Raw genomic sequence first — 20,233 nt, 5'->3', positions numbered from 1 at the left:
TAAACCTGCTTTGTCATTGCCGGGCCTGACCCGGCAATCCATCGGGTCAAGACCTCTTAAGAGGATGGATGCGCGGGTCAAGCCCGCGCATGACGATCTTTGGTCACCATCACTTCATTTCCGTCAGGCGCGCCGCGTAGCGGGCCATCAGGTCGACCTCGATATTGACCTCGCTCCCCGCCTTCCAGCCGCCGATGGTCGTGACCGTCAGCGTGTGCGGGATGATCAGGACCGAAAAGGTCACGTCGGCCACCGTATTGATCGTCAGCGACACGCCGTCGAGCGTGATTGAGCCCTTGGTGGCGATGAAGCGTGCAAGCTCGCGCGTCGTGCGCAGCTCGAACCGCGCCATGTCGGGCAGGTCCTCGCGGCTGACGATCGTCGCGATCCCGTCGGCATGGCCGGCGACGATATGGCCGCCGAGCTCGTCGCCGATCTTGAGCGCGCGCTCGAGATTGAGCTTGGTGCCCACCTTCCAATGCTTCGCCGTGGTCAGCGCCAGCGTCTCGGCGGCGGCATCGACATCGAACCAGGTCCTGTCGCCATCAATGCCGGAAGCAACCACCGTCAGGCAGACGCCGTTGCACGCGATCGAGGCGCCATCGGCGATGGTCGCGCGATCGTAGCGGCAGGCGACGCGCAGGCGATGCAACTGCCCCTGCGCGGTCGGCGTCAGGCTGACGATCTCGCCGATATCGGTGACAATGCCGGTGAACATTAGGCGCGCTCGTAGATCGTGAGAGTATCCTTGTCGAACGTCTCGCTAGCATGAACCTTGAAGACCTGCGACTGCGTGATTTTCGACAGGGGCAATGCATCGAGCGCATCGACGCCGCCCTCGCCAACGTCTTCCGCTCCGCGGAACAGCCAGACCTCGTCGACGAGGTCAGCCGTGACGAACGAGGCCGCGACACGGCTGCCGCCCTCGACCATCAGCCGCGTGACGCCCTTCTCGGCGAGCGCACGCACCACGGCCGGCAGATCGAGCCCCGTTGCGTTGCCGGGCGGCACGCGGACGATCTGCGCCCCGGCCGCGCCCAGCCGGGTGGCGGCCGCCGCTTCCGCAAGCTCCGAGCCAACCACCCAGAGCGGTGTCTCGCGCGCGGTACCGACAAGTTGGCTCGATCCCGGAATCCGCAGACTCTGGTCGAGCACCACGCGCACCGGCGAACGTACCGCCATGCCCGGCAGGCGGCAGGTGAGGAGCGGATCGTCCGCCAGCACCGTGCCGATGCCCACCAGGATAGCGTCGCTCTGCGCGCGCAGCAGATGCACGCGATTGCGCGCGGTTTCCCCCGTGATCGCCACCGGCTTGCCACCGGCTGCACCGATCTTGCCGTCAGGCGAGACCGCGAGCTTCAGGATCACATGCGGGCGATTGTCCCGGATACGACGGAAATGGCCGGCGTGGTCGAAAGCGGCCTCTGCCGCGCACAGACCCACATCAACAGCGATGCCGGCGGCGCGCAAGCGCGCATGGCCCTGCCCTGCAACCTCTGGATTGGGGTCCTCGATCGCCGCCACCACCCGCTTGATGCCGGCGGCGATCACCGCGTCCACACAAGGCGGCGACTTGCCGAAATGCGAGCACGGCTCGAGCGTGACATAGAGCGTGGCACCCCGTGCCGCCTCGCCTGCCCGCCGCAACGCTTCGGGCTCGGCATGCGGACGTCCGCCGGGTTGCGTCCAGCCCCGCCCGACGATCACCCCGTCCTTGACGATGACGGCGCCGACGGCCGGGTTCGGCCAGGTGCGCCCTTGCCCGCGCCGACCGAGTGCCAATGCAAGGTGCATGAAACGGCGATCGGCGTCCTTGGACTCGCGGGCTTTTTGCGCGAACTGATCCTCCAGGATGCGGAAGATCATTTGCGGATCGCGGCGAGCCGCGCTTCCTCCTCACCGGAGAGCTCGCCGAGCACGTCGGCGAAATCCTTCGCCTCGCGGAAATTGCGGTAAACCGAGGCGAAGCGCACATAGGCGACGTCGTCGAGCGTGCGCAGATGTTCCATCACGGTCTCGCCGATCACCTCGGAGGAGATCTCGGCCTCACCGCCCGTCTCGAGCTCGCGCACGATGGTGGAGACCATCTTCTCCACCCGCTCCGGCTCGACCTGCCGCTTTCGGAGCGAGATCTGCACCGAGCGCATCAGCTTGTCGCGGTCGAACGGCACGCGGCGGCCGTTGCGCTTGATCACGGTGAGCTCGCGAAGCTGCACGCGCTCGAAGGTCGTGAAGCGGAAATTGCAGGCGACGCACACGCGCCGCCTGCGAATCACGGAAGAGTCCTCGGTCGGACGCGAGTCCTTTACCTGCGTATCGAGACTGTTGCAGTTCGGACAGCGCATCCGCTTGGCCCAGCCTTACTGATAGATCGGGAACCGATCGGTGAGTGCCTTGACGCGCTCCTTGATCGCGGCTTCCACCAGTGGCGCCTTGCCATCGGAGGACTGCGCGATCGCGTTGAGCACTTCGGCGATCATACCGCCGACCTGCTGAAACTCGGCAACGCCGAAGCCGCGGGTGGTCGCTGCCGGCGTGCCCAGGCGCAGGCCCGAGGTGACGAAGGGCGTCTCGGGGTCGAAGGGAATACCGTTCTTGTTGCAGGTAATGGCCGCGCGGACCAGCGCCTTCTCCGAGACATTGCCCTTCAGGCCTTTCGGCCGCAGGTCCACCAGCATCAGATGGTTGTCGGTGCCGCCCGAGACAATGTCGAGCCCGTGCCCCTTCAGCGTCTCGGCCAGCGCCTTGGCGTTCTCGACGATGTTCTTCGCATAGACCTTGAAGTCCGGACGTAGCGCCTCGCCGAAGGCGACCGCCTTCGCTGCGATCACATGCATCAACGGGCCGCCCTGCAGGCCCGGGAAGATCGCCGAGTTGAGCTTCTTGGTCAGCGTCTCGTCATTCCACAGCATGAGGCCGCCGCGCGGGCCGCGCAGCGACTTATGCGTCGTGGTGGTGGTGACGTGGGCGTACGGCACGGGCGAAGCATGCACGCCGCCGGCGACGAGACCGGCAAAGTGCGCCATGTCGACCAGCAGATACGCGCCGACGCTATCCGCGATCTCGCGGAAGCGCTTAAAGTCCCAGGCGCGCGAATAGGCCGAGCCACCGGCGATGATCAGCTTCGGCTTGACCTGCTCCGCCTGTTTGGCCACCGCGTCCATGTCGATGACCTGGTCCTCGCGGCGCACGGTGTAGTGCGCGGCCTTGAACCATTTGCCGCTCATGTTGACGGGCGAACCGTGGGTGAGATGGCCGCCGGCCGCCAGATCAAGGCCCATGAAGGTGTCGCCGGGCTGGAGCAGCGCCAGGAACACCGCCTGGTTCATCTGGCTGCCCGAGTTCGGCTGCACGTTGGCGAAGTTCGCGCCGAACAGCTTCTTGGCACGATCGATCGCCAGGTTCTCGGCGACGTCGACCCACTCGCAACCGCCGTAGTAGCGCGCGCCCGGATAGCCTTCCGCATATTTGTTCGTCATCACCGAGCCCTGCGCTTCCAGCACGGCGCGGCTGACGATGTTTTCGGAGGCGATCAACTCGATCTCATGGCGTTGCCGGCCGAGCTCGCCCTTGATGGCGGCGGCGATTTCCGGGTCGGCCTGCTCGAGCGAGGCGGTGAAAAACGAATCGGGCGCGGAGGCGGTCTTGGCAGACGTCATCTTGCGAATATCTCCACCGCCGCAGCCTTTTGGCGGCTACGGGCGGTCTGGTGTGGCGATCGGAAGCGGCGAGCGCGATCTACCACATCGCCCGTCCCCGGCCAAGCATTTGCGGGTCCGGGACGATATTTATGCAAGATATGGTGGGGATTGGGGGAATTTGGCGCCCCGGCGCCCCTCAGGATTCGCCGGCGCGCCAAGCATCCAGGAAGGACCGCTTCGGACCATTCAGCCGCGCGCCGGCGCGTCGACCGAGGACCCCTTGCTTCTACAGCCCGGTATACCCAGCCTTCACGGGGTCGATGCTGCCGTCGAGCTCGCGCAAGTACGTCAGGCCGCACACGGTCAACCTGTGGGGGTCCTTCTCGCCGGCTTCCATCAACGTGTTGAGGTAGGTCGTCACCTTCGCCCTCGCCTCCTCGCTGGCCGCCGCGGTGCGGTTGGCGAGCAGATCATAGGTCTTCATGATGCGATCGATGGCAGCTTCCATGGCACCCTCTGGTTGGTCCGGATTTTGGGGGTCTTGATCAGGCAAACGCTTGCGCCTCGGGCTGCGCCTCGAATCTGGCAATGGCCTTGTTGGCAAGCCTGATCTTGTTGAATTCGCCGTGCTGGAGCAGCTTGATGATGATCTCGAGCAGGCGTTCGTTGGTGGCGAGCGTGTCGGGAATCGCACCGGAGCGACGAAGGTAGTTCGCGGCGATGGCATAGGCTTCGCTCACGAGTTCCACGTTCATCACGCCCAGTCCGCGCTCGACCAGCATCGTCGTCCTCCGATCGGGAAGGGATAAGTGCCGAGCTGGGAACTCGTTCCCTGGGGTGGCCAGCTTTTTTTCGCGGGTGCAAAAAGACAAAACGCACCGGTCCGGGCAGAGCCGGGCCGGTGCGATTGGGGAAGTTAGGCACGTTCGGGAGGCTTGCCGGTCTTGTTGTGGCCGGCTTGGCCTTGATCCCTCCGAAAGAACTCAGAGCCGGTACAGGATCTGGTCGGTCCAGAACCGCTCGAGACGGTGCAGCGACTTGTTGAGGGTCGCGAACTCGTCGCCCGAGATGCCACCGACCTGCTCCACCGTCTTGACGTGCTTCTGGTAGAGCGCATCGACGATGCGACGGACTTCCTGGCCCTGCGGGGTCAGGCGGATGCGCACCGAGCGGCGATCGACGCGCGAGCGCTGATGATCGAGAAAGCCGAGCTCGACGAGCTTCTTCAGATTGTAGGAGACGTTGGAGCCGAGATAGTAGCCGCGCGTGCGCAGCTCGCCCGCGGTCAGCTCCTTGTCGCCGATGTTGTAGAGCAAGAGCGCCTGCACCGAGTTGATGTCGGCGCGACCGCGGCGATCGAACTCGTCCTTGATGACGTCGAGGAGACGGCGATGCAGCCGCTCCACCAGAGTCAATGCTTCCAGATAGAGCGACTGCACCGACCCCTGCTGGCCGGCGACGCGCTCTGCGGTATCTGCCGCAGTTGCGACGGCTTTCATCATGACACTTCCCCTGTTGTCGTTTTTATCGACACTTATTCGACGAAACTTGTGTCCCGCCTGATAGGTGCAACTTAAGGGGGCCGTTTGAAGATCAGCTTAAATAAGACAATAAAGAGATCATGAATTTAGGACAGTGAATTGCGGATTAAGCTTGTGCTGCAAGGACTTTTCGCAACCGTCTGTTGACCGTTGCAAGGTCCTGTTCACCCTCCGTCCGCCCCTTCTGTCGCATTCCAGAACAGCCCTGCCCTGTTTCGAAACGAGCGCGTAACGGCTGTGGCGGAACATGCCCGGTTAGCAAAAAGTTACGGCGAATTTTACGCAACGATCGGTCAACCACGAACTCGCGATCATCCTCGTGTCCCGGACAAGATGCAGCGCGCAGCGGTGCATCGCAGAGCCGCGACCCAGACAGCCAATAGATTGCTGAAAGAGTGGGCCCAGGCTCAGCAGCGCATCACTGCGTGCTGCGCTGCGTCCGGGGCACGAGAGCCAGTTGCAGTTGCTTATGGCGGCCGTTCGCGCGCAGCCATCCAGGCGAGCGCGAGATAGGCGGCGAGCATCAAGGCTTCGACCGCAACCACGATGAGGCTGCCGCCGTAGATGCCCGGGAACATCAGTTCGATCACCGCCATCGACACTACGGTGGTGAGCCACACCACCGCGCCCCAGGGCGTGGCTAACCAGAGGCCGACGGCGGCGACGAGCTCGATCACTGCGAAATAGACCGTCGCCGCCTGCCAGGCCATCGGCTGGTTCTCGAATGCCTCGTCCTCGCCGCCCACGAAGCCTGTAACCTGCGCCCAGTGGTAGAGACCCTTGAGGATCGAGAGCAGCGCCATCACCCGCAGGAACAGCACGAGCCGGCGCGTCCAGACATTCTCGTCGGACTCGGTACGCTCCGACGAGATCGCAGCCACCGACATGGCTTTGTCTCTGGCATTGTCCCTGGTGCTGTCGCGGGCCGCATCGCGGGTTGAGATTTCGGACATGGCCCCTTCTGGCTGCTTTGCTCCGCAAAATCAATCGGCTGCCATCCCCTTGCGGCAGGTCAAGCCGCGGTGACGGGAACCGTGCGAGCTGGTATAAGAATAATTCCAGCCGGAGGAAGAGTAATGGCGATGAAATACGGACGTCCGATCGAACTGCGCGAGGTCGCTCGCCGGGATGGCGCAGTCGCCTCCCCCGCCCTCGATCTGACCGTCCGCCCGCGCCGCAACCGCAAAGCCGAATGGGCGCGGCGCATGGTGCGCGAGAATGTACTCACGACCGACGATCTAATCTGGCCGCTGTTCCTGATCGACGGCAGCAACAAGCGCGAGCAGGTCGCCTCGATGCCGGGCGTCGATCGCCTCAGCGTCGACCAGGCCGTGCGCGAGGCTGAGCGTGCGATGGAGCTCACCATCCCCTGCATCGCGCTGTTTCCCTACACCGATCCGTCCTTGCGCGACGAGGAAGGCTCGGAAGCCACCAATCCGAACAATCTGGTCTGCCAGGCGGTGCGCGCGATCAAGAAGGAGTTTCCCGATCTCGGCATTCTCTGCGACGTCGCGCTCGATCCCTTCACCAGCCACGGCCATGACGGCCTGATCGCCGACGGCAAGATCCTCAACGACGAGACGGTCGCCGTGCTGGTGCGTCAGGCCTTGGTGCAGGCCGAAGCCGGCTGCGACATCATCGCGCCCTCCGACATGATGGACGGCCGCGTCGCCGCGATCCGCGAGGGGCTCGACCGTGCGGGCCTCATCGACGTGCAGATCATGGCCTATGCGGCGAAATACGCCTCCGCCTTCTACGGCCCGTTCCGCGACGCGATCGGCTCGGCCAAGACGCTGACCGGTGACAAGCGCACCTACCAGATGGACAGCGCCAACACCGATGAAGCGCTACGCGAAGTGGAGCTCGACATCGCCGAAGGCGCCGACATGGTGATGGTGAAGCCCGGCATGCCTTATCTCGACGTCGTACGGCGCGTGAAGGACACCTTCGCTATGCCGACCTTCGCCTACCAGGTCTCCGGCGAATACGCGATGATCATGGCTGCCGCAAACAACGGCTGGCTCGACGGCGATCGCGCCATGATGGAAAGCCTCCTCGCCTTCAAACGCGCCGGCGCCGACGGCGTGCTGAGCTATTTTGCACCGAAAGCGGCGGAGAAGATCAGAGCGCAGGTGTAAGGGCACGCTGCTTCCGCATCCTGGCGATGATCGGGCCGACGCTTGGCACCTTCATCACCGCCAATGCAACAGCCGCGTCTCCAGCCAATTGATCACCTTCCCCACCGCAAGCCCGAACAGCGACAGGATCACGACGCCCGCCAGCAACTGGTCCGTCTGCATGAGATTGCCGGCCTGGAGCACGAAGGCGCCGATGCCGTATTGCGCGCCGATCATCTCGGCGCTGACGACGAGCAGCAGCGCGACGGAGGCGGTGATGCGGAAGCCGGCGAGGATCGAGGGTAGCGCGCCGGGCCAGATCACCTTCCGGACGATGGTCGCGAACGGCACGTTGAAGCTCTGCGCCATGCGGATGAGATTGCGCGGCACGGCGTCGACGCCGCTATAGACCGATATCGCGGTCGAGAAGAACACGCCGAGGGCAATGGTCGCGATCTTCGGCTCTTCGCCGATGCCGAGCCAGAGGATCAACAGCGGCAGCAGCGCGATCTTCGGAATCGGAAACAGCGCGGAGATGAAGGTGATGCCGACACTGCGCGCGAGCCGCGACAGGCCAATGGCAAAGCCGACGGCCACGCCGGCCGCGGTCCCGAGCACCCAACCGACGCCGATGCGCAGCAGCGAGGCGGAAAGATGCTGCCAGAGCGCGCCAGAAACGGCGAGCTCATAAATCGCGCGCGCGATCGCCGACGGCGCGGGAAGAAACAGCGGGTTGACGAGACCGGCGCTGCCGGCCACCTGCCACACCGCGATAACGAGCGCGAGCGCGATCCAGCCGCCAAAACGGCTGCTGGCCGGCACGAAGCCTGCACCGCGGAAACGGACGCGCCGCGTCGCTTCTTCCTTCGCAGACGTTTCCGTCGTTGCCGCACGATCAAGCATGCTGGACCTCACGCTCGGCATCGATCGCCTCGTTGCGGATCAGCGACCAGATCTGGTTCTGAAGCGCGAGGAGCTTTTCGCGCGCCTCGGTTTCGCCGCGCGCCGCGCGGGTCATCGGCACCGTCACGACCTCGCGAATGCGTCCCGGCCGCCGCGACAGCACCACGATGCGGTCGGCAAGGCGCGCGGCCTCTTCGAGATTGTGGGTGACATAGACCGCGCCCATGCCGCCGTCGGCGAGCAGGCGAACGAAATCCTCCATCAACAATTCGCGGGTCTGCGAATCCAGTGCCGAGAGTGGCTCATCCATCAGGAGAATGGCGGGCTTGACCGCAAGCGCGCGCGAAATGCCGACGCGCTGGCGCATGCCGCCCGAGAGCTGCTTTGGATAGGTCTTGCGGAAATCGGTCAGACCCGTGCGGCGCAGCGCATCGTCGACCAGCGCGCGGCGCTGCGCGGGCGAGAGCTGGGTATGCAGCAGCGGGAATTCGACATTCTCCTCCACCGTGGCCCAGGGCAGCAGCGCGAAATCCTGAAACACGAAGGTTAGAGGATTGAGACTATCCGCCGGCGGCGCCCCGCGCAGCTCAGACGCCCCCGAGGTCGGCTGCAGCAGTCCGCCCAGGATCGACAGCAGCGTGCTCTTGCCGCAGCCCGACGGCCCGACAATCGCCACCACCTCGCCCGCGCCGACCGTGAAGGAGACGTCGTCGAGGACGGCGAGGTCGCCGAAACGATGGGTGATGTGATTGGAGATCAGGTCCATCTCACACGCTTCCCTTCGACCCTTCATCCTGAGGTGCTCGCGAAGCGAGCCTCGAAGGATGCACGACCGAGCTATAGAGGGGCCGTTCATCCTTCGAGACGCCGCTTCGCGGCTCCTCCAGCAACAACGGCTTCGCCGTTGCGCGGGGATGACGGGGAAAGAGGGCTGCGCGCATCATCAATCCGCCTTCACCAAATCCTTGGCGATGATCGCGTTCGCATCAAAGCCCTTGTCGGCAAAGCCCTGCTCCTGCAGCCATTTGATCTGGTTGTCGACGTTCTTCACATCCAGCTTGCCGTCGGGATCGATGTAGGCACAGTTGCCGACCACCTGCTCGACCGGGAGGTTGGTGTATTTCGCGACAATCTCCAGCAGCGGCTTGGTCTTGTCGTTGATGGGCGCGACGCCGTCCTTCATCGCGGCGAGGATGACGTCGTGATATTCGCGATCGGCTTTTGCCAGGGCGCCGAGCAGCTTCGTCACCAACGCTTTGTTGGTCAGCGTCTTCGGCGAGGCGAATACCGCGCCCAATTGCCAGGGCGTCTCGTCGCCGACCCAGCCCAGGAATTTTGCGCCACCTTCGTCCATCAGCTTTCGCGCGGTGGAGACCGGGAGCAAGGCAGCATCCACCGTCTCGCCCTTGAGCGCCGCGGCCGCATTCGACAGCGACTGCAGCGGGACGATCTTCACGTCCGGAAGCTTGAAGCCGTATTTGTCGGCGAGCAGGCCGAGCGAATAGTGGAAGGAGGAGCCGACTTGTGTCACCGCCACGCGCTTACCCGCGAGGTCCTTCGGCGTCTTCAGCCCGGCCGCATAGGCGTTGTTGCTGGCGAAATAGCCGATCAGGGGATACCCGGGCTTCTCCCGGCTCATGCCGCCGATCACCTTCAGCGTGCCCTTGCCGGCGAGATTGTAGAGACCGGCGGTAAAAGCGGTGATGCCGAAATCGACATCGCCCGAGGTGGTGGCGACCGCGATCGGCTGTGCCGCATCGAAGAATTTCAGCTCGACGTCGAGGCCGGCCTCGCGAAAGTAGCCCTTGTCCTGCGCGATGAAGACGGGCGCGGAGGACGACAGCCTGAGCACACCAATCTTGGCCTTCGCCTCCTCGGCCTGCGCTGCTCCAATCGTCGTCAGCGTCAACAGGCTCGCTACAGCGAACCGCGCAACCCAACCCATCAGGCTTCCTCCGTCGTTTCTTACAGCCCCTCGGGCACGGTCTGGTCCCGCCCAATGAAGGCGCCCTGTTGTTTCAACGTTTCCTGCAATTTTTCAACCGGGATGTCACGCGGGATCCGGTTTGCGGCGAGCGCCAGCGCCGCGGCGGAACCGGCCGCCTCGCCCATCACGAAGCAGGCGCCTGAGACCCGTGCCGCCGACTGGCCCTCATGGGTCATGGAGGCACAGCGGCCGGCGACCAGGAGATTGTCGATGCCTTCGGGCACCAGCATTCGGTAGGGCAGCTCGTTATAGCCCCGCGATTCCGGGATCGGCGGGAAGGTGAAGACGACATCGCCGGGAACGTGGGCCTCGATCGGCCAGCCATTGACGCCGATCGAATCCTCGAACGAGGCGCAAGTCAGCACATCCTCGCCGCTGAGCTGATAGCCACCCTTGATGCGGCGAGTCTCGCGGATGCCGAGCTGCGGCGGCAGGTCGACGATGTAGGACTTTTCAAAGCCCGGCACGGTGCGCAAAAATTCGAACGCGGCGAGCGCCTGCTTGCGGCCCTCGATCTCGCCACGGGTGAGATCGTCCGGCTCGATGCCGTTGATGGCGTAGCCGTCCTCGCGTGCAACTTGCGTGAAATTGACCCGCCATTCGATGCCCGATTTCTGCGGCCGCACGATCGCGCTCTTGCGCGGGAATTTATGCGTGCCGGCAGCGATGGCCTTCTCCATCAATTGCGGGATGGTCCGCCAGGCATCGCCCGCCCGCTCGGGATCGATGCCGTTGAGACGGAGCATCATCGATGGGTAGAGCGGATGGCCGTGCTCGTCGCCGACCTCGAACGGCGCGCCGGCCCAAACCGCGAGATCGCCGTCGCCGGAGCAGTCGATGAAAATCTCTGATCGCACCGCCTGCCGTCCGGCCTTGGTCTCGACCATCAGCGCATCGATGCGGCGGTCGTCGCTCATCACCACGCCGGCGCCGAGCGCGTGGAAGAGGATGTGCACCTTGTGGCTTGCAAGGAGTTCGTCGGCCGCGATCTTGTAGGCGGCGGTGTCATAGGCCTGGGCAAAGACCTTGCCGAGGATCAGATGCGGCGCGTTCAGCCCGTTCAACCGATCGATCCGGGCCAGCAGCTCGGACGCCATGCCCTGCACCAGCCGATGGGCCTTGCCGTAGACATTGCCGTGCAGGCCGCAGAAATTGGTGACGCCGGCCGCGGTACCCATGCCGCCGAGAAAGCCGTAGCGCTCGATCAGCAGCGTCCGCCGCCCGGCGCGCGCCGCGGAGGCCGCCGCCACGATGCCGGCAGGGCCGCCGCCGAGCACGACGACTTCATATTCGCCGTAGAGCGGCACCTTGCGTGCTGGTTCTTCGATCATCATGGCCCGCATGGCGCGTCCTGCTCCCAAAATCCTTTGCTTGGGACCGACTATGAATTAACGCGGGTGAGGCTACAATCCACCAAAATATGCGATCAGCTTTCGCGAATCGAGAAAGGTCGGAATGGACATCCTGGTGAATCTACAGGCGTTTCTCGCCACCGCGGATACGGCCGGCTTCTCCGCCGCCGCGCGAAAACTGGGCATTTCGACCTCGGTGGTCGCCAAGCGCGTCACGCAATTGGAGGCGCGGATCGGCATGCCACTGTTCCACCGCTCGACGCGGCAATTGCGGCTCACCGAAGCCGGCCAACGTTATGTGCATCGCGCGCGCGGCGTCGTCGCCGACGCCACCGACCTGCTCTCGCGCATGGGCGAGAAGGGCCACGACCTCGTCGATCATCTGCGCATCAAGGCACCGACCTCGCTGACCGTGGCGCGGCTTGCGGATGCCTTCAGCGCCTTCCAGACGCAGAACCCGCGACTGAAGCTCGAGATCGTGCTAATCGATCGCCCGGTCGATCCCGTGACCGAAGGCTTTGACATCGCCATCGGCGCCTTTCCACACTCCTTTGGCGGCGTCGTCGACGAGCCGCTATGTCCGCTGAAGCGGCTGCTCTGCGCCTCACCAGCTTACCTGAGGACGCACGGCACGCCCAAGCATCCGCGCGATCTCGTCGATCATCGCTGTCTCAGCTTTCTGCCGACGGGACCGGAGTGGATTTTTGACGGACCACGCGGCCGCATCAGCGTCCAGGTCAGCCCGCTGCTCGCCTCCAACGAGGGACATGTGCTGGCGCGCAGCGCGATCGCCGGCAACGGCATCGCGCTGATCTCGCATTATCTCGTCGCGGACTCTTTACGCGACGGCATGCTCAAGCCGGTGTTGCGCGAGTTTCCGATTCCCGAGCTGTGGGTGAAGGCCGCGATCCCCGAGCGGCGGCGCAATGCGGCCGCGGTGCAGGCGCTGCTCACCCTGCTCAGATCGTCGCTCGCGCCGGCGCTGTGAGACCACTGTCCGTCATCAGAAGATGGCGGTTGCTCCGGGCAAACGGACCTGAGAGAAGGGCGGATGGATTCGACGCCCGTGAAATTCGCCCTGCCTGCCCTGATCGCCCTGCTGCTCTCTGTCGGCTCCGCCGCAGCGCTGGAGCAGAACTGCCGCTTCATCCAGGCCAAGGTTGATCGCGAGGCCTGCTACACGCGCCAGGAAGAAGAACTGGCGGCGCGGCGCAAGCCGGCGCCGCCAACGGGCGAGAGCAAGACGCTCGAGTCGCTGCGGCAGATGCGCCAGGACGACGAAGCCGTCTACCGTAGTATCCACAACATCTGCCGCGGCTGCTAACGCGGTAGCACGCTCACGCCTCGCGCGGTCCCCAATTCGCTGCGCGCTTCTCGGCGAAGGACGCCAGCCCTTCTGCCGCCTCCGCGCTCTGGCGCTTCACCGAATGCAAATGGACGAGCCGCGTGTAAGCCGCGTCGTCCACGGCCATCCCGCCGAACGAGCTCTCCAGCGCCAGCCGCTTGGTCTCGGCCATCGCCTCAGGTCCGTTGGCAAGCAACTGCTCGACCACCTTCGCGCCGGCAGCATCGAGATCCGCGAGCGGCACCACCTCGTGGACGAGACCGATGCGACGGGCGTCCTCGGCGCCGAAGCGCTCGCCGGTGAGCGCATAGCGGCGTACCTGGCGCACGCCGACGGCGTCGCAGAGCTGCGGGATGATGATCGCGGCGGTCAAGCCCCAGCGTACCTCGGTGATCGAGAACAGCGCGTTGTCGGCGGCGATCACGACATCGCAGGCCGCGATGACGCCGGTACCGCCACCGAAGCAACCGCCCTGGACCAGCGCGACCGTCGGGACCGGCAGCGTGTTGAGCCGCTGCACTGCCTCGAACGTCGCCCTCGACGCCGCCTCGTTCGCCTCAGGCGATTGCGGCCGCACGCTGTTGATCCATTTGAGGTCGGCGCCGGCCTGGAAATGCTTGCCGTTGCCCCGGAGCACGACGACGCGCAAGTTGGGCTTCCGGCCCAGCTCGTCCACGGCCGCGAGCACGCCCGCGATCAGCGCGCCGTCATAGGCGTTGTTGACCTCGGAGCGGTTCAACGTAACGGTCGCGACGCCGCGCTCATCGAGGGTCCACAGGACAGGGTTAGCGGTCATCGGCGATCCTCCGGTCATTTCGTTTGCCACGCACTATGGCCGAGGCCGCGCGCCCTGATCCATATCTTTCCGTGGTGGGGCGGTCGCGCCCATCGCATGGCGGGTTGTGCCATGCTGGCCGCGGGCGGCAGGCACGGGATCCAGGGACGGGACATCACACCATGCGCATTTGCATCTTCGGCGCGGGCGCCGTCGGCAGCCACCTCGCGGTACGCCTCGCACGCGCCGGCCATGAGGTCTCGTGCGTGATGCGCGCCGCGCATCTCGAAGCGGTGCGCGCAGGCGGCCTCAGGCTGCGCGTCGGCGATTCCGAGGTCGGCGCCAAGGTGAACGCCTCCGGCGATCCGGCCCAGCTCGGTCCGCAGGATGTCGTGATCAGCACGCTGAAGGCCACGGCGCTGCAGGGGCTGATCGCCGGCCTCAAGCCGCTGCTCGGCGAGGACACCGCGATCGTCTTCGCGCAGAACGGCATTCCCTGGTGGTATGGGATCGGCCTGCCGCCGCGGCATCCGACGCCGCCGGACATCAGCTTCCTCGATCCGGGTGGGCGGCTGCGCGCCTGCATCCCGAAAGAGCGGATCATCGGCGGGGTGATCTTCTCCTCCAACGAGGTGGTCGCGCCGGGAGTCGTGCAGAACCTCACGCCGGACCGCAACCGCCTGCTGATCGGCGAATGCGATGACCGCAATTGCGAGCGCATCACAAAGCTCCGCGGCATCTTCAACGATGCGCGGCTGGAGTCGCCGCCGGTCGCCGAAATCCGCGAGGCGATCTGGTCAAAGCTACTGACCAACATGTCGCTGTCGGTGCTGTGCCTGCTGACCGGACAGACCGCGCGCGGCGTCCGCGACGACCCCGCCTTTGCCGAGGTCATTCCGCGCATGCTGAACGAGGCCAACGACATCGCGCAGCACTACATTCCCGAGGTCAAGCGCGTGACGCGCAGCGGCCCCGCCCCCAACCACAAGCCGTCGCTGCTCCAGGATTACGAGCTCGGCCGCGCCATGGAGATCGACGTGCTGGTGAAGGCGCCCGCCGCTTTCGCCCGCACCGCGGGCCTGTCGACGCCGACGCTCGACCTGATCGCCGCGTTGGCAATCCGGAAGGCGCGCGACAAGGGGCTCTATGCCGCCTGAACCTCAGGCAATCTCGTCGATCCAGGCGGTAAGCGCATCGAGCACCTCTTTCAGCGCCTCTTCATTGGTGCGGCCGGACCTTCGCAGTACCGCGAAGGAGTGATCGCCGCCAGCGACCTCATGCAGCCTGGCCTTCGGGCCCAGCGCCTCGATCACAGGCTTGAGGTAGCTGAGATCGGCGAGCCCGTCTCGCGTGCCTTGGAGAAACAGCATGGGAATGGCAACGCTGCCAAGGTGCTCCGCGCGATCGGCCGAGGGCTTCTTGTCGGCATGGAGGGGAAAGCCGAGGAAGGCGAGGCCCTTCACGCCCGGCAGCGCCGCCTTCGCCTGCGCCTGCGAGGTCATCCGCCCGCCGAAGGACTTTCCACCAGCCACGAGCTTGAGACCGGGACAGAGCCGCGCCGCCTCCTCGACTGCCGCGCGGATGGTGGCGTGCGCGACCGCCGGCTGGTCGGGGCGGCGCTGGTTGTTCTCCATATAGGGAAAATTGAAGCGAAGCGTCGCGATGCCGCGGTCCGCGAGGCCCGCGGCAACCTTGTCCATGAACGGATGCCGCATATCGGCACCCGCACCGTGGGCCAGCACGTAACAGGCGCGCACATTGGCCGGCAGCATCAAAATAGCGGAGACGGAGCCGATGCGTTCGATGTCGAGCTTGAGCTCTTGGATTTTGGTGGCCAAAATCAGATACCCCAACAGACGCGAATCCGGCCGCCTTGTTAGCTTCACCGGCGCAGCCTGAAAACACAATAATTGCCGCGATCCGCTGGCTTACCAAGCCGGCAGCCGCATCAACCGAGGTTTCAATGTCCTACCGCTCCTCCTGGATGACCGAAGAGCTCGACGTCTTCCGCGACCAGTTCCGGAAATATCTCGCCAAGGACCTGGCGCCGCATGCCGAGAAATGGCGCGAGCAGAAGATGGTGGACCGTTTCGCCTGGCGTGGTCTCGGCGAGATGGGAGCGCTGCTGGCGAGCGTGCCCGAGGCCTATGGCGGCCTGGGTGCGACCTTCGCCTATGATGCCGCCGTGCTGGAAGACCTCGAAAGCACGGTCCCGGAGCTGACGACCGGCGTCTCCGTGCACAGCGCCATCGTCGCCCATTACATCCTCAACTACGGCTCGGACGAGCAGAAGACGCGCTGGCTGCCGAAGATGGCCAGCGGTGAGATGGTCGGCGCCATCGCCATGACCGAGCCCGGCACCGGCTCCGACCTGCAGAGCGTCAAGACCACCGCGAAGAAGCAGCGCAATTCCTACGTCATCAACGGCCAGAAGACGTTCATCACCAACGGCCAGGCCGCCGATCTCGTCATCGTCGTCGCCCGCACCGGCGAGGCAGGCGCGAAGGGCATTTCGCTGATCGTAGTCGAGACCGCGGCCGCCGAAGGCTATCGGCGCGGGCGCAACCTCGACAAGATCGGACTGCATGCCTCCGACACGTCCGAATTGTTCTTCGACAATGTCGTGGTGCCGCCGGAAAACCTGCTCGGCAGGGAGGAAGGTCAGGGTTTTGTGCAATTGATGCAGCAATTGCCGCAGGAGCGCCTGGCGCTGGCGGTCGGCGCCGTCGCCTCGATGGAGCGCGCGGTCAAGCTCACCACCGACTACACCAAGGAGCGCACCGCCTTCGGCAAGCCGCTGATGGATTTCCAGAACACCGCCTTCAAGCTCGCCGAGCGCAAGACCGAGGCAATGATCGCGCGCGTCTTCGTCGACTGGTGCATCGAGCGCCTGGTCGCCAAGGACCTCGACACCGTCACCGCCTCGATGGCGAAATACTGGTGCTCGGAAAAGCAGGTCCAGACCGCCGATGAATGCCTCCAGTTGTTCGGCGGCTACGGCTACATGCAGGAATATCCGATCTCGCGCATCTTCATCGATTCCCGCATCCAGAAGATCTATGGCGGCACCAACGAGATCATGAAGCTCCTGATCGCGCGGTCGCTCTAGCTCTCCACGCCGCTCAATTCGGATACCACCAGCGACCGCCGATGACGACGCCCTCGGAGGCGATCTTGCGATCGCCGATCAGGTGCTCGCCGACGACGTCCTCGTAGTCGAACCGACCTTCCTTGATCGAGATCAGCGTGGCATCGCCGACGCTGCCGGGCTTGAGGCTGCCGAGTTCGGGGCGCCGCAGCGCCATCGCGGCGTTCACCGTCGTGGCGGCGATGACGTCGGACAGCGGCATGCCCATGCACAAAAACTTCGACATGGTGGTCACCTGATCGAAGGCCGGCCCGTCGATGCAGAGCAGATGAATGTCGGAGGAGATGGTGTCCGGATAGAACCCGTTTGCGAGCATGGCGCGCGCGGTCTTGAATGCGAACGAGCCCTTGCCGTGGCCGATGTCGAACAGCACGCCGCGCTCGCGCGCGTCCAGCACCGCCCTCTTCACCGTTCCTTGCGCGGTCGCGGGCGTGTTGGGGAAAGGCCGGAATGCATGGGTAAGCACATCGCCGGGGCGCAGGCGCGCCAGTACCTCCTCGTAGCTCGGCGGCGGATGGTCGATATGCGCCATCAGCGGCATGCCGACCTCGTCGGCGACTTGAAGCGCGATGTCGAGCGGTATCGTCCCCGAGGTGCCCGAGGCATGCAGTCCGACACGCACCTTGATGCCGACGATGAGGTCACGGTTGGCATCCGCCACCTTGGCCGCATCGATCGGATTCATCAGCCGCAATTCCTCGCTCTCGCCGACCATCACCCGGTGCGAGAAGCCGAAGATGCCGGCATGTGAGACGTGCAAATAGGCAAGGATGCGAACCTGGCTCGGCTCGATCACATGCTTGCGGAAGCCCGCGAAGTTGCCAGGACCGGCGCTGCCGGTATCGACGGCGGTGGTGACGCCCGAGGTGCGGCAGAATTCTTCGGCGTCGATGCCGAGCGAAGTGCCGCCCCAATAGACATGAGTGTGAAGATCGATCAGCCCCGGCGTCACGATATAGCCCGAGACGTCGCGCACCTCCGTGCCCGGATCCGGCTTCAGCCCGCTGCCCACCGCCGCCACCTTGCCGCCCGCAAAGGCCACATCCGTCACGGCATCGAGCTTCTGCGACGGGTCGATCACCCGCCCCCCGCGCAGGATCAAGTCGAAAGGCATCATCATCTCCGAATGGCAGTGAGGCGGCCGACCGTCAGTCAGCCGAGCAAGGAAGGAAGCCTCCTGCTTCTAGCAATTTTCGCGCCGGGGAGCTTGGCAAACGAGGACGATGACCCATGACGAAAATGGCGATCCCGGGAAGACTCGAACTTCCGACCTACGGTTTAGGAAACCGCCGCTCTATCCGGCTGAGCTACGGGACCGCGGAACCCGCAAGTTGCGGGTTCGGCCCCTCATAGCAGAGCAGGATGCGGTTCGCTAGCCGCAAGGCGGGCCAGGTTATCGTCAACCTGAACAAGGCGGCTGTACAATCGCGTCCGGATCTCTCTTACGCGGAGCCGCTCACATGATCGAAAGCATCAGCGCCATCACGCTCGGCACGCATGACATGGGGCGCGCCGTGCACTTCTATCGTTCACTGGGGTTCGAACTGCTGTATGGCGGCGAAGCCGCGGTATTCACCAGCTTTCGCGCCGGCACCGGCTATCTCAACCTGACGGCGCAATCGGACGACAAGCGCTGGTCCTGGTGGGGCCGCGTCATCTTCTACGTCGCCGATGTCGACGCGACCTACGAGCGCGCACGCGCCGCCGGGTGGCAGCCATCGACCATGCCCCGCGATGCAGAATGGGGTGAGCGCTACTTCCATCTCACCGATCCCGACAGCCATGAGCTCAGTTTCGCACGGCCGTTGTCTCGGTAAGTCACATCCGCTGACGCTCCCAACGCGCAAGTAGCGCTGTCTCGGCCGCCGTGGCAAGCTCGGCGCGGTTTCCTCAAGTGAGAATTCTATCTGGGTTCTAACCAGGGAGGATGACCATGGTAACTTATGTCGTGCTGGGGAACTTCACTAATCAGGGGGTCCGCAACGTCAAGGACTCGCCGAAGCGGGCCGACGCCTTCAAGGAGATGGCCAAAACGTTCGGGGTGACCGTGAAGGAGATCGTCTGGACGCAAGGACGATATGACCTTGTGACCGTTCTCGAGGCTCCAGACGAGGCCGCCGCGATGTCGCTCAGCCTTAGTCTCAGCGCACTCGGCAATGTCCGTACCGAAACGCTGCGCGCGTTTTCGGCAGCAGACATGACAAAGATCGTCGGCAAGATGCTCTGACGCTCAAGCCCGCGCGAGCGTACCTGGACCCGGGATTGCAATCCCGGGAAGAGGCCTCTCATGCCCTGATGTTGTTGTCGCGTCGTGTGATCGTAATGTTTCCCCTCCCCCTTCGCCTTGCGCCTGGCTTTTGCATTTTGGCGCTTTAGGTCGTCCCGAAGCCGGATCCCGGTTTCCTGTATTCCGGCCGCGGCGGACTAAATATGTCCAGCACGCGGGCGCCGTCGGGGCCGGCACGCATCGTGTGCGGCACGTTACCGGGCGTACGCCAGAAGTCACCCTTCTTCACGGCAATCTCCTCGCCGCCCTGGACGCGGATCGCCGAGCCTTCGAGCAGAACGCCCCATTGCTCTTCCGGGTGATGATGCAGCGTGCCTTCCGCATGCGGCGCCAGCGTCACCACCGACAGCATCGCCTGCTCGCCGGAGAAGATGCGCGTGGTCAGGCCCGGCGCGAGCTCACGAAACAGGCCGTCGCTTGGATTGTCGAGATTGTGGAATTCGTCCTTCTGGCTCACGCCGTCCTCCCCTCTCGATCAGGATTTGCCGTAGGAACCCTGATAGCGGCCCTCGCGGATCGCCTTCAGCGTCTCCTCCTCGCGCGCGACCTGGGCGCGCACCGCATCCAGCAGGCCCGCGGCAATCGCGGCGGGAAACGACACCACGCCGTCCCCGTCGCCAACGACGATGTCGCCGGGCGAGACCACCGAGCCGCCGATCGAGACCGGCACGTTGATCTCGCCGGGACCATTCTTGTAGGGGCCGCGGTGGATCACCGCGCGGGCGAAGCAGGGAAAGTCGGAGGCGGCGAAGGCCGCGACATCCCGGATCGCGCCGTCGATGACATAGCCCTCCGCTTTGCGCCACTCGGCGATGTTCTTCATGATCTCGCCGACCAGCGCCCGCGTCTCGTCACCACCGCCGTCGACCACGATGACATCGCCAGGCCCGACCAGCTCGAGCGCGCGGTGGATGGCGAGATTGTCGCCGGGCCGGGTGCGCACCGTGAAGGCCGTCCCCACCAGCTTGCCGCTGCGATGAAACGGCTTCGGCCCAACGGCCCCCGGCAGCCGGCCGAGATTGTCTGATATGACTGAAGTCGGCGCGTTCCGAAATCCCTCGATCAGGTCGGCAGGGGGTTTCGGCACGCTTTTCGCAGCGATGGTGATGGTCATGAAAGTCCAGTCCTTCCGTGATT

General features: G+C 64.8%; 24 protein-coding genes and 1 tRNA gene. 7 read left to right on the top strand and 18 right to left on the bottom strand.

The window, feature by feature from the left end; all coding sequences use genetic code 11:
- Nucleotides 1-109: 109 nt before the first annotated feature.
- The 8 genes from MTX21_RS03695 to MTX21_RS03660 form a co-directional block, all read right to left on the bottom strand.
- Nucleotides 110-718: a riboflavin synthase gene (locus MTX21_RS03695; RefSeq protein WP_280970571.1), complete on the bottom strand. Its 609-nt coding sequence runs from the start codon at nt 716-718 to the stop codon at nt 110-112.
- Nucleotides 718-1,866 carry a bifunctional diaminohydroxyphosphoribosylaminopyrimidine deaminase/5-amino-6-(5-phosphoribosylamino)uracil reductase RibD gene (gene ribD / locus MTX21_RS03690; protein ID WP_280970570.1) on the bottom strand — a complete coding sequence of 383 codons (1,149 nt, stop codon included), beginning with the start codon at nt 1,864-1,866 and terminating at the stop codon, nt 718-720. The genes MTX21_RS03695 and ribD overlap by 1 nt, the downstream gene beginning before the upstream one ends.
- Entirely contained in the window at nt 1,863-2,345 is a 483-nt protein-coding gene (nrdR, locus tag MTX21_RS03685; RefSeq protein ID WP_011087793.1) for a transcriptional regulator NrdR, read from the bottom strand. Before nrdR ends, ribD begins: the two co-directional genes overlap by 4 nt.
- Nucleotides 2,346-2,360: 15 nt before the next feature.
- Nucleotides 2,361-3,659, bottom strand: a complete 1,299-nt coding sequence (gene glyA, locus MTX21_RS03680) for a serine hydroxymethyltransferase (protein WP_280970569.1) — start codon at nt 3,657-3,659, stop codon at nt 2,361-2,363.
- A gap of 268 nt (nt 3,660-3,927) precedes the next feature.
- Nucleotides 3,928-4,149, bottom strand: a complete 222-nt coding sequence (locus MTX21_RS03675) for a hypothetical protein (protein ID WP_280970568.1) — start codon at nt 4,147-4,149, stop codon at nt 3,928-3,930.
- Nucleotides 4,150-4,186: 37 nt separating this feature from the next.
- A complete protein-coding gene (locus MTX21_RS03670) occupies nt 4,187-4,423 on the bottom strand; it encodes a hypothetical protein (protein WP_280970567.1) in 237 nt (78 codons plus the stop codon).
- Nucleotides 4,424-4,624: 201 nt separating this feature from the next.
- Nucleotides 4,625-5,143 carry a MarR family winged helix-turn-helix transcriptional regulator gene (locus MTX21_RS03665; RefSeq protein ID WP_279377351.1) on the bottom strand — a complete coding sequence of 173 codons (519 nt, stop codon included), beginning with the start codon at nt 5,141-5,143 and terminating at the stop codon, nt 4,625-4,627.
- 506 nt (nt 5,144-5,649) lie between these two features.
- On the bottom strand, nt 5,650-6,135 hold the full coding sequence (locus tag MTX21_RS03660; protein ID WP_280970566.1) for a DUF6163 family protein: 486 nt from the start codon (nt 6,133-6,135) through the stop codon (nt 5,650-5,652).
- Nucleotides 6,136-6,258: 123 nt separating this feature from the next.
- Between MTX21_RS03660 and hemB the strand changes: the two genes are divergently transcribed.
- Nucleotides 6,259-7,320 carry a porphobilinogen synthase gene (gene hemB, locus MTX21_RS03655; RefSeq protein ID WP_280970565.1) on the top strand — a complete coding sequence of 354 codons (1,062 nt, stop codon included), beginning with the start codon at nt 6,259-6,261 and terminating at the stop codon, nt 7,318-7,320.
- A 54-nt stretch (nt 7,321-7,374) separates the two neighbouring features.
- Here the strand turns inward: hemB and MTX21_RS03650 are convergent, their stop codons facing one another.
- From MTX21_RS03650 to MTX21_RS03635, 4 genes are all read right to left on the bottom strand, one after another.
- Nucleotides 7,375-8,202: an ABC transporter permease gene (locus tag MTX21_RS03650; protein ID WP_280970564.1), complete on the bottom strand. Its 828-nt coding sequence runs from the start codon at nt 8,200-8,202 to the stop codon at nt 7,375-7,377.
- Nucleotides 8,195-8,968 (bottom strand): ABC transporter ATP-binding protein, encoded by a 774-nt coding sequence (locus MTX21_RS03645; protein ID WP_280970563.1) that lies wholly within the window; start codon nt 8,966-8,968, stop codon nt 8,195-8,197. The genes MTX21_RS03650 and MTX21_RS03645 overlap by 8 nt, the downstream gene beginning before the upstream one ends.
- A gap of 177 nt (nt 8,969-9,145) precedes the next feature.
- Nucleotides 9,146-10,147, bottom strand: coding sequence for an ABC transporter substrate-binding protein (locus MTX21_RS03640; protein WP_280970562.1), 1,002 nt, complete (start codon nt 10,145-10,147; stop codon nt 9,146-9,148).
- A gap of 20 nt (nt 10,148-10,167) precedes the next feature.
- Nucleotides 10,168-11,532: an FAD-dependent oxidoreductase gene (locus MTX21_RS03635; RefSeq protein ID WP_280970561.1), complete on the bottom strand. Its 1,365-nt coding sequence runs from the start codon at nt 11,530-11,532 to the stop codon at nt 10,168-10,170.
- Between the two features lie 112 nt (nt 11,533-11,644).
- Here MTX21_RS03635 and MTX21_RS03630 point away from each other — a divergent pair, with 112 nt between their 5' ends.
- Together MTX21_RS03630 and MTX21_RS03625 are read left to right on the top strand one after the other, a co-directional pair.
- A complete protein-coding gene (locus tag MTX21_RS03630; RefSeq protein WP_280970560.1) occupies nt 11,645-12,529 on the top strand; it encodes a LysR family transcriptional regulator in 885 nt (294 codons plus the stop codon).
- 78 nt (nt 12,530-12,607) lie between these two features.
- The gene (locus MTX21_RS03625; protein ID WP_280970559.1) at nt 12,608-12,865 is read left to right on the top strand and encodes a hypothetical protein; all 258 of its coding nucleotides are present in this window, start codon (nt 12,608-12,610) and stop codon (nt 12,863-12,865) included.
- Nucleotides 12,866-12,878: 13 nt separating this feature from the next.
- On the opposite strand, the gene MTX21_RS03620 is transcribed toward MTX21_RS03625, so the two are convergent.
- On the bottom strand, nt 12,879-13,682 hold the full coding sequence (locus MTX21_RS03620) for an enoyl-CoA hydratase-related protein (RefSeq protein WP_280970558.1): 804 nt from the start codon (nt 13,680-13,682) through the stop codon (nt 12,879-12,881).
- A 161-nt stretch (nt 13,683-13,843) separates the two neighbouring features.
- On the opposite strand from MTX21_RS03620, the gene MTX21_RS03615 reads away from it, so the two are divergent.
- On the top strand, nt 13,844-14,818 hold the full coding sequence (locus tag MTX21_RS03615) for a ketopantoate reductase family protein (protein WP_280970557.1): 975 nt from the start codon (nt 13,844-13,846) through the stop codon (nt 14,816-14,818).
- Between the two features lie 3 nt (nt 14,819-14,821).
- Here the strand turns inward: MTX21_RS03615 and MTX21_RS03610 are convergent, their stop codons facing one another.
- A complete protein-coding gene (locus MTX21_RS03610) occupies nt 14,822-15,499 on the bottom strand; it encodes an alpha/beta family hydrolase (protein WP_280970556.1) in 678 nt (225 codons plus the stop codon).
- A gap of 125 nt (nt 15,500-15,624) precedes the next feature.
- Here MTX21_RS03610 and MTX21_RS03605 point away from each other — a divergent pair, with 125 nt between their 5' ends.
- Nucleotides 15,625-16,770, top strand: coding sequence for an acyl-CoA dehydrogenase family protein (locus MTX21_RS03605; protein ID WP_280970555.1), 1,146 nt, complete (start codon nt 15,625-15,627; stop codon nt 16,768-16,770).
- A 13-nt stretch (nt 16,771-16,783) separates the two neighbouring features.
- On the opposite strand, the gene MTX21_RS03600 is transcribed toward MTX21_RS03605, so the two are convergent.
- Both MTX21_RS03600 and MTX21_RS03595 read right to left on the bottom strand, forming a co-directional pair.
- Nucleotides 16,784-17,923, bottom strand: a complete 1,140-nt coding sequence (locus MTX21_RS03600; RefSeq protein WP_280970554.1) for an amidohydrolase/deacetylase family metallohydrolase — start codon at nt 17,921-17,923, stop codon at nt 16,784-16,786.
- Between the two features lie 126 nt (nt 17,924-18,049).
- Nucleotides 18,050-18,126: transfer RNA gene (locus MTX21_RS03595), tRNA-Arg, on the bottom strand.
- Nucleotides 18,127-18,269: 143 nt separating this feature from the next.
- On the opposite strand from MTX21_RS03595, the gene MTX21_RS03590 reads away from it, so the two are divergent.
- Both MTX21_RS03590 and MTX21_RS03585 read left to right on the top strand, forming a co-directional pair.
- Entirely contained in the window at nt 18,270-18,626 is a 357-nt protein-coding gene (locus MTX21_RS03590) for a VOC family protein (protein ID WP_280970553.1), read from the top strand.
- Nucleotides 18,627-18,742: 116 nt separating this feature from the next.
- Complete coding sequence (locus tag MTX21_RS03585) at nt 18,743-19,036, top strand: GYD domain-containing protein (RefSeq protein WP_280970552.1); 294 nt, start codon at nt 18,743-18,745, stop codon at nt 19,034-19,036.
- A gap of 145 nt (nt 19,037-19,181) precedes the next feature.
- Here MTX21_RS03585 and MTX21_RS03580 read toward each other — a convergent pair whose 3' ends face one another.
- Together MTX21_RS03580 and MTX21_RS03575 are read right to left on the bottom strand one after the other, a co-directional pair.
- The gene (locus MTX21_RS03580) at nt 19,182-19,553 is read right to left on the bottom strand and encodes a cupin domain-containing protein (protein ID WP_280970551.1); all 372 of its coding nucleotides are present in this window, start codon (nt 19,551-19,553) and stop codon (nt 19,182-19,184) included.
- Between the two features lie 18 nt (nt 19,554-19,571).
- A complete protein-coding gene (locus MTX21_RS03575; protein ID WP_280970550.1) occupies nt 19,572-20,210 on the bottom strand; it encodes an RraA family protein in 639 nt (212 codons plus the stop codon).
- Between the last annotated feature and the right edge of the window lie 23 nt (nt 20,211-20,233).

The sequence above is a fragment of the Bradyrhizobium sp. ISRA430 genome (genome assembly GCF_029909975.1).
In the GTDB taxonomy this organism is placed as follows: Bacteria; Pseudomonadota; Alphaproteobacteria; order Rhizobiales; family Xanthobacteraceae; genus Bradyrhizobium.
Note: the sequence above shows the minus strand (reverse complement) of the source record. Positions and strands in the feature narration are given on the sequence as shown.

Bases quoted from the DNA above. Each gene is read 5' to 3' on its own strand.
- MTX21_RS03675 (WP_280970568.1), bottom strand. From the start codon at position 4,149: ATGGAAGCTGCCATCGATCGCATCATGAAGACCTATGATCTGCTCGCC.
- MTX21_RS03695 (WP_280970571.1), bottom strand. From the start codon at position 718: ATGTTCACCGGCATTGTCACCGATATCGGCGAGATCGTCAGCCTGACG.
- MTX21_RS03615 (WP_280970557.1), top strand. From the start codon at position 13,844: ATGCGCATTTGCATCTTCGGCGCGGGCGCCGTCGGCAGCCACCTCGCG.
- MTX21_RS03650 (WP_280970564.1), bottom strand. From the start codon at position 8,202: ATGCTTGATCGTGCGGCAACGACGGAAACGTCTGCGAAGGAAGAAGCG.
- MTX21_RS03660 (WP_280970566.1), bottom strand. From the start codon at position 6,135: ATGTCCGAAATCTCAACCCGCGATGCGGCCCGCGACAGCACCAGGGAC.
- MTX21_RS03665 (WP_279377351.1), bottom strand. From the start codon at position 5,143: ATGATGAAAGCCGTCGCAACTGCGGCAGATACCGCAGAGCGCGTCGCC.
- MTX21_RS03585 (WP_280970552.1), top strand. From the start codon at position 18,743: ATGGTAACTTATGTCGTGCTGGGGAACTTCACTAATCAGGGGGTCCGC.
- MTX21_RS03600 (WP_280970554.1), bottom strand. From the start codon at position 17,923: ATGCCTTTCGACTTGATCCTGCGCGGGGGGCGGGTGATCGACCCGTCG.
- MTX21_RS03635 (WP_280970561.1), bottom strand. From the start codon at position 11,532: ATGCGGGCCATGATGATCGAAGAACCAGCACGCAAGGTGCCGCTCTAC.
- MTX21_RS03575 (WP_280970550.1), bottom strand. From the start codon at position 20,210: ATGACCATCACCATCGCTGCGAAAAGCGTGCCGAAACCCCCTGCCGAC.
- MTX21_RS03640 (WP_280970562.1), bottom strand. From the start codon at position 10,147: ATGGGTTGGGTTGCGCGGTTCGCTGTAGCGAGCCTGTTGACGCTGACG.
- MTX21_RS03630 (WP_280970560.1), top strand. From the start codon at position 11,645: ATGGACATCCTGGTGAATCTACAGGCGTTTCTCGCCACCGCGGATACG.
- MTX21_RS03670 (WP_280970567.1), bottom strand. From the start codon at position 4,423: ATGCTGGTCGAGCGCGGACTGGGCGTGATGAACGTGGAACTCGTGAGC.
- MTX21_RS03605 (WP_280970555.1), top strand. From the start codon at position 15,625: ATGTCCTACCGCTCCTCCTGGATGACCGAAGAGCTCGACGTCTTCCGC.
- nrdR (WP_011087793.1), bottom strand. From the start codon at position 2,345: ATGCGCTGTCCGAACTGCAACAGTCTCGATACGCAGGTAAAGGACTCG.
- glyA (WP_280970569.1), bottom strand. From the start codon at position 3,659: ATGACGTCTGCCAAGACCGCCTCCGCGCCCGATTCGTTTTTCACCGCC.
- MTX21_RS03620 (WP_280970558.1), bottom strand. From the start codon at position 13,682: ATGACCGCTAACCCTGTCCTGTGGACCCTCGATGAGCGCGGCGTCGCG.
- MTX21_RS03590 (WP_280970553.1), top strand. From the start codon at position 18,270: ATGATCGAAAGCATCAGCGCCATCACGCTCGGCACGCATGACATGGGG.
- MTX21_RS03645 (WP_280970563.1), bottom strand. From the start codon at position 8,968: ATGGACCTGATCTCCAATCACATCACCCATCGTTTCGGCGACCTCGCC.
- hemB (WP_280970565.1), top strand. From the start codon at position 6,259: ATGGCGATGAAATACGGACGTCCGATCGAACTGCGCGAGGTCGCTCGC.
- ribD (WP_280970570.1), bottom strand. From the start codon at position 1,866: ATGATCTTCCGCATCCTGGAGGATCAGTTCGCGCAAAAAGCCCGCGAG.